The organism is Pseudomonas sp. TE3-3-F2023, assembly GCF_036784815.1.
GTDB lineage: Bacteria > Pseudomonadota > Gammaproteobacteria > Pseudomonadales > Pseudomonadaceae > Aquipseudomonas > Aquipseudomonas pudica.
On the sequence record NZ_CP145113.1, the window covers coordinates 4696218 to 4709101 of the forward strand.

General features: G+C 60.9%; 12 protein-coding genes. 2 read left to right on the forward strand and 10 right to left on the reverse strand.

From position 1 onward, the window contains the following. Positions 1-93: 93 nt before the first annotated feature. The gene (locus V3314_RS21655; protein WP_046615109.1) at positions 94-1098 is read right to left on the reverse strand and encodes an amidohydrolase family protein; all 1005 of its coding nucleotides are present in this window, start codon (positions 1096-1098) and stop codon (positions 94-96) included. A 117-nt stretch (positions 1099-1215) separates the two neighbouring features. On the opposite strand from V3314_RS21655, the gene V3314_RS21660 reads away from it, so the two are divergent. After that, positions 1216-2079: a pirin family protein gene (locus V3314_RS21660; protein WP_046615108.1), complete on the forward strand. Its 864-nt coding sequence runs from the start codon at positions 1216-1218 to the stop codon at positions 2077-2079. 112 nt (positions 2080-2191) lie between these two features. On the opposite strand, the gene V3314_RS21665 is transcribed toward V3314_RS21660, so the two are convergent. From V3314_RS21665 to V3314_RS21680, 4 genes are all read right to left on the reverse strand, one after another. Beyond that, positions 2192-2917 (reverse strand): dienelactone hydrolase family protein, encoded by a 726-nt coding sequence (locus V3314_RS21665; protein ID WP_338459626.1) that lies wholly within the window; start codon positions 2915-2917, stop codon positions 2192-2194. Positions 2918-2996: 79 nt separating this feature from the next. Next, complete coding sequence (gene htpG, locus V3314_RS21670) at positions 2997-4901, reverse strand: molecular chaperone HtpG (protein ID WP_196182883.1); 1905 nt, start codon at positions 4899-4901, stop codon at positions 2997-2999. Positions 4902-4970: 69 nt separating this feature from the next. After that, positions 4971-5453 (reverse strand): PaaI family thioesterase, encoded by a 483-nt coding sequence (locus V3314_RS21675; protein WP_196182884.1) that lies wholly within the window; start codon positions 5451-5453, stop codon positions 4971-4973. Then, positions 5450-5926 carry a PaaI family thioesterase gene (locus V3314_RS21680; protein WP_338459627.1) on the reverse strand — a complete coding sequence of 159 codons (477 nt, stop codon included), beginning with the start codon at positions 5924-5926 and terminating at the stop codon, positions 5450-5452. Before V3314_RS21680 ends, V3314_RS21675 begins: the two co-directional genes overlap by 4 nt. 154 nt (positions 5927-6080) lie before the next feature. Between V3314_RS21680 and V3314_RS21685 the strand changes: the two genes are divergently transcribed. After that, positions 6081-6365: a hypothetical protein gene (locus V3314_RS21685; RefSeq protein WP_023661534.1), complete on the forward strand. Its 285-nt coding sequence runs from the start codon at positions 6081-6083 to the stop codon at positions 6363-6365. Positions 6366-6432: 67 nt separating this feature from the next. Here V3314_RS21685 and V3314_RS21690 read toward each other — a convergent pair whose 3' ends face one another. The 5 genes from V3314_RS21690 to lpdA form a co-directional block, all read right to left on the reverse strand. Further along, the gene (locus V3314_RS21690; protein WP_135002885.1) at positions 6433-7182 is read right to left on the reverse strand and encodes a DUF599 family protein; all 750 of its coding nucleotides are present in this window, start codon (positions 7180-7182) and stop codon (positions 6433-6435) included. 311 nt (positions 7183-7493) lie between these two features. Continuing rightward, a complete protein-coding gene (brnQ, locus tag V3314_RS21695) occupies positions 7494-8807 on the reverse strand; it encodes a branched-chain amino acid transport system II carrier protein (RefSeq protein ID WP_085601277.1) in 1314 nt (437 codons plus the stop codon). Positions 8808-9208: 401 nt separating this feature from the next. Continuing rightward, positions 9209-10093, reverse strand: a complete 885-nt coding sequence (gene sucD / locus V3314_RS21700; RefSeq protein WP_004376004.1) for a succinate--CoA ligase subunit alpha — start codon at positions 10091-10093, stop codon at positions 9209-9211. Then, on the reverse strand, positions 10093-11259 hold the full coding sequence (gene sucC / locus V3314_RS21705) for an ADP-forming succinate--CoA ligase subunit beta (protein WP_003254205.1): 1167 nt from the start codon (positions 11257-11259) through the stop codon (positions 10093-10095). The genes sucD and sucC overlap by 1 nt, the downstream gene beginning before the upstream one ends. Before the next feature lie 172 nt (positions 11260-11431). Continuing rightward, positions 11432-12868: a dihydrolipoyl dehydrogenase gene (gene lpdA, locus V3314_RS21710; protein WP_013973439.1), complete on the reverse strand. Its 1437-nt coding sequence runs from the start codon at positions 12866-12868 to the stop codon at positions 11432-11434. Positions 12869-12884 lie beyond the last annotated feature (16 nt).

Below are 12884 nucleotides of genomic sequence, written 5' to 3' on the forward strand. Positions count from 1 at the left end.
ACGCTGCTGCGGTAAACGAAAACGCCCCGACTGGTTCGGGGCGTTTTCATTTGTATCGCCTGTACCGGCCCTATCGCCGGCACAGGAAAACCCTTATTTCTGCCTGGGCAGTACAGCCAGAAAATTCTCCCTGGCCACCTTGTTGGCAACTTGTTCCGGCAATGCATCCAGAAACGGCCTGAACCCATGCATCTGCTCGCCAAGGCTACCAAACCGCCCCACCACATCCGAACCCAGCATGAACCTATCAGGGAACTTTTCGACCAGTGCCAGCCACTCCTTTCGTGGCACACCCCGGTCATCCAGCAGGTAGGGTTCCAGCACGCTCCACGACAAATCGACATACAGGTTCGGGTAATCCTCCAGCAACCGCGTCAGCACCGGCAGCAGAAAGTCCATCTGCGTCTGGTGCCGGTGAATCTCCATGCTGCTGCCCGCGTGCGCCCAGATGAACCGCGTGTGTGGGTGATTGCGCAGCGGCTCTTCGATCTCCGCCAGGTACAAAGGGTTGCGCTCGCGCTTGGAGGTGATGTTGGAATGCAGCAGCACCGGCAGGTCGCGCTCGGCCGCTAGGTGGTAGATACGCGTCATGGCTTCGTTGTTGGCGCGCGGCGTGTCACCGCTGGTCAGTGCCGTCAGGTCATCGTGGCGGGTGAACACCTCGCCAATGCCTTGCCACAGCCCCGGATGCAGATCGAGCATGCGCTCGATATGGCTGGCGGCATTCTTGTCCACCGGATTGAAGCCGGCCAGGAACGGATGAAAGCGCTTGCGCTGCTCGTCGGGCAGTTGCTGCAACGCCGCGGCGACGTAGGTGTCGGTGGCGCTGTACCAATAGGCTTCGGCGTCGTCCCCAGCGTAATAGCGCGGGCGCTTGGGCTCGTCTTCGTGCCACTTCTTGGCCACCGGGATGCCGGAAATCATCGACTGCTCGATACCGGCGGCGTCCATGGCCTGGATCAGCGCGGGCATGCCTTCGCTTTCCTGGAAGAAGTCGACGTAGTGCAGGTGGGCATCACTGTAGCGGTAGTCGCGCGCCTGCGCCGCTTGGCACAGCCAGGTGGATAACAGCACGCAGGCCAGCGCTCTGAAGATCATGATGAAGCTTCCTTTTCCGTGTACCAGATCTCTAGACCGGCCAGCCAACCAGACGGTTCAGCCGCGGCGGGCAAACCGCTATGCTTGAGGCATTTCCACCTTGCCTGGAGCCTTCCAATGAGCAGCCCCCTGGTCATCCGCCCACGCGCCGAATCGGTCGAGGGCCAGCCGATCCTGCGCCCGCTGCCGTCGGCCCAGTGCCGCAGCGTCGGCCCGTTCGTGTTTTTCGACCATATGCTCGAAACCGACTATGCCCCGGGGCATGGCATGGACATCCGCCAGCACCCGCATATCGGCCTGTCGACCCTTACCTACCTGTTCGAGGGGGCAATCCTGCACAAGGACAGCCTCGGCTCGGTGCAACGGGTGCTGCCGGGCGATGTCAGCTGGATGACTGCAGGCAGCGGCGTGGCCCATGTCGAGCGCACGCCAGAAGATGCCCTGGCCCATGGTTCACGCCTGCACGGGTTGCAGGTATGGCTGGCATCCCCACGCGAGCATGAACAAGGCGCGGCAAGTTACAGCCACCACCCGGCAGCGAGCCTACCGGTCAGCGACAGCCTGGGGGTGCGCATCTGCATGATTGCCGGCAGCGGGTTCTGCCTGGAATCGCCGGTGCCGGTGCTCTCCCCTACCCTTTACGCGCATGTACAGATGCAACCGGCAACCACGCTAGTGGTGCCGAACGAGCATGTGCAGCGGGCGCTGTACCTGCTCGATGGTGAGCTGCTGATGAACGATGAGGACGTGGAACCGTGCAGCCTGGTGGTTCTGCCGGAAGGCGAAGAGGTGACGCTGTATGCGGAGGGTGAGTGCCAGCTGGTACTGATTGGTGGCGCGCCACTGGATGGGCCGCGGCGGATGAACTGGAATTTCGTCGCCAGTGATGCGGAGCTGATCGAACAGGCCCGGGCCAAGTGGGCTGCGGGGGATTGGCCGGTGGTGCCAGGGGAAACCTCGCGAATCGAGTTGCCTAGGTGAAAGGGGGGCGTTTTTGCGACCCATTCGCGGGTAAACCCGCTCCCACAGACAGCGCAGTACCTGTGGGAGCGGGTTTACCCGCGAATGGGCTGCAAAGCAGCCCCGTGCAATCTCAGCGCTGGAACACTTCAGTCAGCAGGTTATGCATCGAGCGGAACGCCCGCTCCGAGGTGCGCCGGTCATACTGCATCTTGCCCGGCACATTGGCATTCGGGTCGGTAAACGAGTGCACCGCGCCGCCATAGCTCAGCAATTGCCAGTCAACCTTGGCCGCGTTCATCTCCTCCTCGAACGCCGGCAACTGCTCCTTCGGCACCAGTGGGTCAGAAGCGCCGTGCAGCACCAGCACCGAGCCCTTGATGCGCTTGGCATCTTCCGGGTTCGGCGTGTCCAGCGTGCCATGGAACGATACCGCCGCACGCAGATCGGCACCGGTACGGGCCAGCTCCAGTGCACAGCAGCCACCAAAGCAGAAACCAAACGTGCCGACCTTGCCCGGCTCCAGCAACGCCTTCGACTGCCCCAGCAACTGCGCCAGGGCTTCCTGCATGCGCTTGCGCAGCTCGCCACGGTCATTCTTCAACGGCATCATCGCCGCGCCGGCCTCGTCAGCGTTGGAGGGGCGCACCGATTGCCCGTACAGATCGGCAATCAGCACAACATAGCCCTTCTCGGCCACTTCCTTGGCGATGCGCTCGGCACCTTCGCCGATGCCCATCCAGTTCGGCGCCATCACCAAGCCTGGGCGGCCCAGTGCCCCTGGCTCATAGACCAGACGGCTTTCGTAGGTTTTGCCGGAAAGGTGGTAAACCAGCGATTCGACGATTACTTTGCTCATCAAGCACTCCTTTGGCACTCATCATCAATATGCTCGCCATGAAAAAAGCCCGCCGAAGCGGGCTTTCCTGTGCATCAACTCAAGCAGACAGCTCGACCAACAGCTTGTTCAGGCGACGAACGTAAGCCGCCGGGTCCTTCAAACTGTCACCGGCCGCCAGGGCAGCCTGATCGAACAGGATGTGCGACAGCTCGGCGAAGCGGTCTTCGCTCTGCTCGTTGTCCAGCTTCTCGATCAACGGGTGGGTCGGGTTGAACTCGAAGATCGGCTTGGATTCCGGCACCTTCTGCCCGCTGGCTTCGAGGATCTGGCGCATCTGCAGGCCCAGGTCCTGTTCACCGATGGCCAGGATCGCTGGCGAGTCGGTCAGGCGGTGCGACACGCGCACTTCAGCCACGCTGTCACCCAGCGCGCCCTTCAGGCGCTCTACCAGGCCTTCCTTGTTCTTGGCGACTTCTTCCTGGGCTTTCTTGTCTTCTTCCGAATCCAGCTTGCCCAGGTCCAGGTCGCCACGGGCGACGTCGACGAAGGCCTTGCCGTCGAACTCGTTGAGGTAGCTCATCAGCCACTCGTCGATACGATCGGTCAGCAGCAGCACTTCGATGCCTTTCTTGCGGAAGACTTCCAGGTGCGGGCTGTTCTTGACCTGCGCGTACGACTCGCCGGTGAGGTAGTAGATCTTGTCCTGGCCTTCCTTGGCGCGGGCCAGGTAGTCGGCCAGGGCGACGCTCTGCTCGCCGCTGTCGTCCTGGGTGGAAGCGAAGCGCAGCAGGCCGGCGATCTTTTCCTTGTTGGCGAAGTCTTCGGCCGGGCCTTCCTTCAGCACCTGGCCGAAGTTCTTCCAGAAGCCCTTGTACTGCTCGGGCTCGTTCTTCGCCAGCTTTTCCAGCATGTCCAGCACGCGCTTGGTCAGCGCGGTCTTCATCGAGTCGATGATCGGGTCTTTCTGCAGGATTTCACGCGACACGTTCAGCGACAGGTCGTTGGAATCGACCACACCCTTGATGAAGCGCAGGTACAGCGGCAGGAACGACTCAGCCTGGTCCATGATGAACACGCGCTGCACGTACAGCTTCAGGCCGCGTGGCGCTTCGCGCTGGTAGAGGTCGAACGGCGCGCGGGCCGGCACGTACAGCAGCGAGTTGTATTCGAGCTTGCCTTCGACCTTGTTGTGGCTCCAGGCCAGCGGGTTTTCGAAGTCGTGGCCGATGTGCTTGTAGAATTCCTGGTACTCCTCGTCCTTGATCTCGGTACGCGGACGGGTCCACAGGGCGCTGGCACGGTTGACGGTTTCCCACTCTTCGGCCGGCTGTTCTTCGCCTTCAACAGCAGCGTGCTCTTTCGGCAACTGGATCGGCAGGGCGATGTGGTCGGAGTACTTCTTGACCACGTTGCGCAGGCGCCAGCCATCGGCGAACTCCTGCTCGCCCTTCTTCAGGTGCAGGACGATGCGGGTGCCGCGCTGTGGCTTGTCGATGGTGGCAACTTCGAACTCGCCCTCGCCTTTCGACGACCAGTGCACGCCTTCAGCGGCCGGCTGGCCGGCACGGCGGCTGTACACATCGACCTTGTCAGCAACGATGAACGCGGAGTAGAAGCCCACACCGAACTGACCGATCAGGTGCGAGTCCTTCTTCTGGTCACCGGTGAGGTTCTTCATGAAGTCGGCGGTGCCGGACTTGGCGATAGTACCCAGGTGGGTGATGACGTCTTCGCGGCTCATGCCGATGCCGTTGTCCTCGAGGGTCACGGTACCGGCGTCCTTGTCGAAGCTCAGGCGAATCTTCAGGTCGGCGTCGCCTTCGAACAGCTCTGGCTTGGCCAGGGCCTCGAAACGCAGCTTGTCGGCAGCGTCGGAGGCGTTGGAGATCAACTCACGCAGGAAGATCTCCTTGTTCGAATACAGGGAATGGATCATGAGGTGCAGCAGCTGCTTCACCTCGGTCTGGAAGCCCAGCGTTTCTTTTTGAGTCTCCACACTCATGGTCTTCAAAACTCCGATCTGATGGCAGTTGACGCCTGCGGCCAGGTTGGCCTGCTTTAGCGGCGGATGTCATGCAGATGGGGGCTGAGCGGATGATTTCAAGGGCTTTTCCGGTTCGATCTTGAAATGCGCGCGAGCCGTGGCGATCGGCGCCTGCCTGTCACCCTGCCAGGCGGTGATGGCCACATTGGTTACCCGCCGGCCCTGGCGCCACAGCTGGCACTGGGCGTAGGTATCGCGAAAGTGCCCGGCACGCAGGTAATCGATGGAAAAGTCGATAATCTTCGGAATGCTCGCGCTCTCGCTGAAGATCAGCAGGTAAAGCGCTGCCGAAAGCTCCATGAAGCCCGCGATCACACCGCCGTGGATGGCCGGCAGCAGCGGGTTGCCAATGTTGTCCTGGCTGGCCGGCAGGCGGAACAACAGGTCATCGCCCTCGCGCTCGCATTCGATGCCGATCAGGCCGGCATAGGGGATCAGCGCCAGCAAGGGCCGATAGTCTCCCTCTGCGTGAGCGGCGTTGAGCTGTTGGCGAACCTCGTGCGGAATCATGCCTCGCCCTCCTTCAGGCTGTTGCCGAAGCGGATGCCCCCCTTGATCTCCTGCCCCAGGCGCATGAACGTGCCCACCACCTGGCAAATCGGCTGGGCGGGGTCGTCCTGGTACGCCGTGCCACGGGTGAAGATCACATCGCGGGTAACCCGGTAGCACTGGGCATGGCCGTAGATGTCCTTGCCGGCCTCGACCGGGTGCATGTAGTCGATGCGCAGGTCCAGTGTCGGGCACACCTCGAAGCGCGGCAGCACGCACAGCGTGGCCATGCCGCAGGTGGTGTCCATCAGCGTGGTCAGCGCGCCGCCATGCACGGCGCCGGTCTGCGGGTTGCCGACGATGGCCGGTGACCAGGGCAGCACCAGGGTCATGCCATCGGTATCGGCTTGCGCCACACGCATTTGCAACAACTGACAATGTTTCAGGGCCGAGAGAAAACGCTCGGCCATGGCCATCAAGGTTGAATCGCTCATCGGCTGTTTCCCTGCGCATTGCCGCAGCGGCATAAAATCGTTAAAAAGTCTATATAGAACGGGTTGTTATATATGTGTAATCTTCGCGGAACTTATTCCGTGTAGTTGCACTCGAAGGAACAAGTCACTTATTCCACCAAGGAGAAACACCCCCATGCGTAAACCTTTTGCTTTTGCTCTGATGCTGGCCGCTGCCATGGGCCTGGCCGCTTGCGATAAAGCGAGCGAAGACAAAGCCCAGGACGCACAGCAACACGCCGAGCAAGCCCAGGAAAAAGCGGGCGAAGCTCAGGATAAAATGAACGAGGCTGCCAAGGAAAACGCCGAAGCCGCCAAAGATCAGGCCGAAGCCGAGCAGAAGGCCGCCGAAGAAGCCGCTCCGGCTACTCCGGCTCCGGAAGCCGCTCCAGCTGCTCCAGCCGAACCTGCCAAGCAGTAATCGGCTAAAACAAGAAAACCCGACATCGTCGGGTTTTTTTGTGCCTGAAACTTATGGGTTAAACGTTTCAGGTACCAGAAACAGTGTTTTCCTTGGCGGTTTCACTCGAAACACTTTCGGTAGGTGTGAACACCATCACATCCAACACATCCGAATGGAACTCGCGGCGATACAGAATCAGCACTACCCCGACACTCATGACCATGAACAACCATGGGCTGATGAACCAGCTCAACATGGCCATGCCGAAGTAATAGGAACGCAGGCCCAGGTTGAACTGGTTGGCGGCAAGCGACAGCACCCGCGCCGCCCGCGACGCGAATGCCTTGCGCTCAAGTTCATTAACCAGCCGCTCACCGATCATCGGTGCCGACCCCACCAGTACTGCAGCGAAGTTGTATTGGCGCATGCACCAGCTGAAGGTGAAAAAGGCGTAGACGAAGACCATGGCCAGGCACAGCAACTTGATCTCCGACATGCCCTGGGAGGTCTGCTGCACCAGCGGCAGGTCGGCCAGCAGCGACAGCGCCCGGTCAGAGGCCCCGAGCACAGTCAGGATACCGGCGAGGATGATCAGGGTGCTGGAGGCGAAGAACGAGGCATTGCGCTCGAGGTTGCCGATCACGCTGGCATCGGCAATGCGGTTATCGCGCAGCAGCATGCGGCGCATCCAGTCTTCGCGGTACAGGTGCAGCACGCTGGCCAGGCACGCGGTATCGCGGCCCTTCCAGATGGCATAACGGGTGTAACCGCCCCAGCACAGGGCGAACCAGGCGATGGCCAACAGATTGTTGAAGTTGCTTTGGATGAAGTTCATGCAGGGTTCCCGGGAGGGCCAGATACCTGAAGGATAGGGACCGGATTTCGACGCTGGCAAGCGGCAAAAGGCACACATCCATCCTGATATTTGCACTGCTCATCCCGGCCTCTTCGCGGGCACGCCCGCTCCCACAGATACAGCGCCAATTCTGAGGTTTGCGCTTGACCTGTGGGAGCGGGCGTGCCCGCGAAGAGGCCGGTACAGGCAAACAAAAAGCCCCGCATCCTCTCGGATACGGGGCTCTTGAGTTTCCACCCTTGGCGAGCACCCTTCGGCTTGTGGCCAGTGCCGCCCTCAGGCTTCGACTATCAGGCCAGCGCTTCGCGCGGCTTGCCAAGCATGCGGTCGCAGGCCACGGCGCCAACCAGGGTCACTATCGAAGGCACCAGCCAGGCCAGGCCCTGGTCGCCAAGCGGCAGGTGGGCCATGAAGTCCGGCAGCACATGGGCAATGCTGCTGCCCTTGATCGCATCGACCATGCCGAACAGCAGCGACACCAGCATCACTGGCGCCAGGATGCGGGTTGGCGAGTTCCACAGGTCCTTCACGAAGCTGAGCCCTACCACCACGATGCACGGCGGGTAGATCGCCGTGAGTACCGGGATCGAGAACATGATCAGCTTGGTCAGGCCGAGGTTGGAGATCAGCAGCGAGAAGCCCGCCAGGATAACCACCAGTGCGCGGTAGGACAGCGGCAGGATCTGGCTGAAGTATTCGGCGCAGGCGCAGGTCAGGCCAACCGCGGTCACCAGGCAGGCCAGCGCGATCAGCACGGCAAGGAAGCCGCTGCCCAGAGAGCCGAAGGTATGCTGCACATAGGCATGCAGTACCGCCGCGCCGTTGGTGGCGTCAGCCGCGATGTCGTGGCTGGTTGCACCCAGGCGGAACAGGCTGATGTACACCAGGGCCAGGCCGACACCGGCGATCAGGCCAGCGATGATGGCGTAGCGGGTGATCAGCTTCGGCGACTCGACACCGCGCGAGCGGATGGCGTTGACGATGACGATACCGAACACCAGGGCACCCAGGGTGTCCATGGTCAGGTAACCATCGGAGAAGCCCTTGGAGAACGCTGCGGCGGCATAGGCGGGCTGCGCTTCGCCAATGGTGCCGGCAGGCAGCGCGAAGGCGGCGATGCCCAGCACCGCCAGGGCGATGATCTTCAACGGCGCCAGGAAGCGGCCCACAGTATCGAGCAGCTTGCCCGGGTACATGGACACAGCCAGTACCACGAGGAAGTACACCAGGCTGTAGATGAAAAGCGCCAACGGGCTTTCACCGGTCAGCGGCGCAACGCCCACTTCGAACGATACGGTCGCGGTGCGCGGGGTAGCGAACAGCGGGCCGACCGACAGGTAGCACACAGCTGCCAGCAGGCCACCGAAGAACTTGCCGATGGGGCTGCTCAGGGCATCCATGCCGCCGCCGACCTTGGCCAGGGCAACCACGGTGATGACCGGCAGGCCCACAGCGGTAACCAGGAAACCCAGGGCCGCCATCCATACATGCGGGCCAGACTGCAGGCCGACGATAGGCGGGAAGATGATGTTGCCAGCGCCCACGAAAAGCGCAAACGTCATAAAGCCAAGCGCCAGGATATCCTGGCCTTTGAGAACTTTCATTTAAGGTAGTACCACACTGCTGAAATCGGGATTCGAGAGGGGATTTCCCTTTGGATGAGGGGAAATGCTGCCCGGCTTGATAGGCCAGACCCGTTTAGCGTGTCGTTCCCTTTTGGGGTACGGGCACAGAGTGAACGCGTAATGTAACTGTTTTGTCAGTCAAACGCACTGGCACAGTGCTGCTTGTCCGATGTGCGTACATGTTTGTCGTCTGTGCGACCGAGGACAGCAAGAATTATCCTCGGATTTAAACATTCGTCTGCGTGAAAATTCCTATCAAACCCATCGAAAAATCCATGTTGCCTGTACCCGCGAAGAGGCCGGCACAGGAATACCCAAACCCCGGAAACGACAAAGGCCACCCGAAGGTGGCCTCTGTGCGCGTGGGGGGTGTAGCAGTATTACTTCTTGACTTCCCAGCCAGTCAGCTCGGCCAGAGCCTTGCCGATGTCAGCCAGGGAACGCACGGTTTTCACGCCAGCGTCCTGCAGGGCGGCGAACTTCTCGTCCGCAGTGCCCTTGCCGCCGGAAATGATGGCGCCAGCGTGGCCCATGCGCTTGCCCGCAGGTGCGGTAACACCAGCGATGTAGGAAACGACAGGCTTGGTGACGTTGGCCTTGATGTAGGCCGCAGCTTCTTCTTCAGCCGAACCGCCGATCTCGCCGATCATGACGATCGCTTCGGTCTTCGGGTCTTCCTGGAACAGCTTCAGGATGTCGATGAAGTTGGAGCCCGGGATCGGGTCACCGCCGATGCCGACGCAGGTCGACTGGCCGAAGCCGGCGTCGGTGGTCTGCTTCACAGCTTCGTAGGTCAGGGTGCCGGAACGCGAAACGATACCAACCTTGCCTGGCAGGTGGATGTGACCTGGCATGATGCCGATCTTGCACTCGCCCGGGGTGATGACACCTGGGCAGTTCGGGCCGATCAGGGTCACGCCCAGTTCGTCGCACTTGACCTTGGCATCCAGCATGTCCAGGGTAGGAATGCCTTCGGTGATGCACACGATCAGCTTGATACCGCCGAAGGCTGCTTCCAGGATCGAGTCCTTGCAGAAAGGAGCCGGAACGTAGATGACCGAAGCGTCAGCGCCGGTAGCTTCCACAGCTTCTTTCACAGTGTTGAACACTGGCAGGCCCAGGTGGGTGGTGCCACCCTTGCCTGGGGTTACGCCGCCGACCATCTTGGTGCCGTAGGCGATGGCCTGTTCGGAGTGGAAAGTGCCCTGCGAGCCGGTGAAGCCCTGGCAGATGACTTTGGTGTCTTTATTGATCAGGACGCTCATTACTTGCCCTCCGCAGCTTTGACAACTTGTTGAGCAGCGTCGGTCAGGCTGGTTGCCGCAATGATGTTCAAACCGCTTTCTGCCAGTACTTTAGCGCCCAGTTCGGCGTTGTTGCCTTCAAGGCGAACGACGACCGGAACTTTCACGCCGACTTCTTTCACTGCACCGATGATGCCTTCGGCAATCATGTCGCAGCGAACGATGCCGCCGAAGATGTTGACCAGAACGGCCGCGACATTGCTGTCGGACAGAATGATCTTGAACGCTTCGGTAACGCGTTCTTTGGTAGCACCACCGCCAACGTCGAGGAAGTTGGCCGGCTTGCCGCCGTGCAGGTTGACGATGTCCATGGTACCCATGGCCAGGCCGGCACCGTTGACCATGCAGCCGATGTTGCCTTCGAGGGCAACGTAGTTCAGTTCGAACTTGGCAGCGTGGGCTTCACGGGCGTCGTCCTGCGACGGGTCGTGGAAGGTTTTCAGCTTAGGCTGACGGTACATGGCGTTGGCGTCGATGTTGATCTTGGCATCGAGGCAGTGCAGGTCGCCGTCGGCCTTGATCACCAGCGGGTTCACTTCCAGCAGGGCCAGGTCGTGATCCTTGAACAGCTTGGCCAGACCAACGAAGATCTTGGCGAACTGTTGAACTTGCTTGCCTTCCAGGCCCAGCTGGAATGCCAGCTCGCGACCCTGGAACGGCTGAGCGCCGACCAGCGGGTCGATGGTGGCCTTGAGGATCTTCTCAGGCGTTTCGTGAGCGACTTTCTCGATGTCCACGCCACCTTCGGTGGAAGCCATGAACACGATACGGCGGCTCGAACGATCGACTACAGCGCCCAGGTACAGCTCTTTGGCGATGTCAGTGCAGGATTCGACCAGAATCTTGGAGACGGGTTGACCGTTGGCATCGGTCTGGTAGGTAACCAGATTCTTGCCCAACCACTGTGCAGCGAACGCCTTGGCGTCTTCTTTGCTGCGAACCAGCTTGACGCCGCCCGCCTTACCGCGACCACCCGCGTGAACCTGGGCTTTTACCACCCACTCGTTCCCGCCGATCTTGTCGCAGGCTTCTGCAGCTTGCTCAGGGGTATCGACAGCGAAACCCTTGGAAACTGGCAGGCCGTATTCAGCGAACAGCTGCTTACCCTGATACTCGTGAAGATTCATGCTTTTTACCGTCTTCGTTAGGTACTGCGCTTCGGCGCTGCGCCATCACTGGCGCCGCACCACCTGTGACCGTTGACCCCGGGTTTTCCCGTGTGATCCGGTCCGGCGGACTTTCCGCGGTGAGTCATGCACGCAAGACTCACGACGGGCAGCCCGCCGTGGTTTCTTATAATTAACGCTTCTTACGGTTGGCCACGTGAATGGCGCCGCCATTCACTGCCAGCGCTGCTTCATGCAACGCTTCGGACAGGGTCGGATGGCTGAAGACCATCATGCCCAGATCCTCGGCACTGGTGCCGAATTCCATAGCGATTGCGCCCTGCTGCACCAGTTCGGCAGCCGATGGGCCAATCACGTGTACACCCAGGACGCGGTCGGTCTTGGCATCGGCGATGACCTTGACGAAACCACCGGTGTCGTTGGCGGCCATCGCACGGCCGCTGGCCGCGAACGGGAAGGTGCCCACGTTAACCTCAACGCCTTCGGCCTTCAAGGCCTGTTCGGTCTTGCCGACCCACGCGATTTCCGGGTGGGTGTAGATGACCGATGGGATCAGGTCGTAGTTCATCTGGGCCTTGTGGCCCTTGATGCGCTCGACCACCATGATGCCCTCTTCCGAGGCCTTGTGGGCCAGCATCATGCCGCGTACCACGTCACCGATGGCGTACACGCCTGGCACGCTGGTAGCGCAGTAGTCGTCGACGAAGATGTAGCCACGCTCGTCGATGGTCACGCCGCTATCGGCAGCCAGCAGGTCGGTGGTCACCGGGCGACGGCCGACCGCGACGATCAGCTTGTCGAAGGTGATCTTCTGCTCGCCGTTGGCGTCGGTGTAGGTCACTTCGACTTCGTTGCCATTGACTTTCGAGCCGGTAACGCGCGCGCCCAGCTTGATGTCCAGGCCTTGCTTGGTCAGGGTCTTCTGGGCTTCTTTCGACACGGCGGTGTCGGCAGCCATCAGGAAGGTGTCCAGGGCTTCCAGGACGGTGACTTCAGCACCCAGGCGAGCCCATACCGAACCCAGCTCCAGGCCGATCACGCCAGCACCGATAACGCCCAGGCGCTTCGGCACGGCCTGGAATTCCAGTGCGCCGGTGGAGTCGACGATGACGTTCTGGTCGACCGGAGCCGGCGGAATGTCGATCGGGCGCGAGCCGGAAGCCAGGATCACGTTCTCGGCTTCGATGACTTCGGTGGTGCCGTCAGCCTTGGTGACTTCGACTTTCTTGCCGGCCAGCAGCTTGCCATGGCCCTGGATCGAAGTGACGCCATTGGCCTTGAACAAGGTGGCAACGCCACCGGTCAGGTTCTTGACGATGCCAGCCTTGCGGCCAACCATCGCGGCGACGTCCATCTTCACTTCGCCAGTGGAGATACCGTGGACGTTGAAGCTCTCTTTGGCTTCCTTGTACTTCCAGGAGCTGTCCAGCAGCGCCTTGGAAGGGATGCAACCTACGTTCAGGCAGGTGCCGCCCAGAGCCAGTTTGCCCTCGGCGTCGGTGTACTTCTCGATACAGGCAGTCTTCAGACCAAGTTGTGCGGCCTTGATGGCAGCCACATAGCCGCCAGGACCTGCACCAATCACCACTACGTCGAATTTCTGGGTCATAAAAGATTCCTTATCA

Bases quoted from the DNA above. Each gene is read 5' to 3' on its own strand.
- lpdA (WP_013973439.1), bottom strand. From the start codon at position 12,868: ATGACCCAGAAATTCGACGTAGTGGTGATTGGTGCAGGTCCTGGCGGC.
- htpG (WP_196182883.1), bottom strand. From the start codon at position 4,901: ATGAGTGTGGAGACTCAAAAAGAAACGCTGGGCTTCCAGACCGAGGTG.
- V3314_RS21665 (WP_338459626.1), bottom strand. From the start codon at position 2,917: ATGAGCAAAGTAATCGTCGAATCGCTGGTTTACCACCTTTCCGGCAAA.
- V3314_RS21655 (WP_046615109.1), bottom strand. From the start codon at position 1,098: ATGATCTTCAGAGCGCTGGCCTGCGTGCTGTTATCCACCTGGCTGTGC.
- sucC (WP_003254205.1), bottom strand. From the start codon at position 11,259: ATGAATCTTCACGAGTATCAGGGTAAGCAGCTGTTCGCTGAATACGGC.
- V3314_RS21690 (WP_135002885.1), bottom strand. From the start codon at position 7,182: ATGAACTTCATCCAAAGCAACTTCAACAATCTGTTGGCCATCGCCTGG.
- V3314_RS21680 (WP_338459627.1), bottom strand. From the start codon at position 5,926: ATGAGCGATTCAACCTTGATGGCCATGGCCGAGCGTTTTCTCTCGGCC.
- sucD (WP_004376004.1), bottom strand. From the start codon at position 10,093: ATGAGCGTCCTGATCAATAAAGACACCAAAGTCATCTGCCAGGGCTTC.
- V3314_RS21685 (WP_023661534.1), top strand. From the start codon at position 6,081: ATGCGTAAACCTTTTGCTTTTGCTCTGATGCTGGCCGCTGCCATGGGC.
- V3314_RS21675 (WP_196182884.1), bottom strand. From the start codon at position 5,453: ATGATTCCGCACGAGGTTCGCCAACAGCTCAACGCCGCTCACGCAGAG.
- V3314_RS21660 (WP_046615108.1), top strand. From the start codon at position 1,216: ATGAGCAGCCCCCTGGTCATCCGCCCACGCGCCGAATCGGTCGAGGGC.
- brnQ (WP_085601277.1), bottom strand. From the start codon at position 8,807: ATGAAAGTTCTCAAAGGCCAGGATATCCTGGCGCTTGGCTTTATGACG.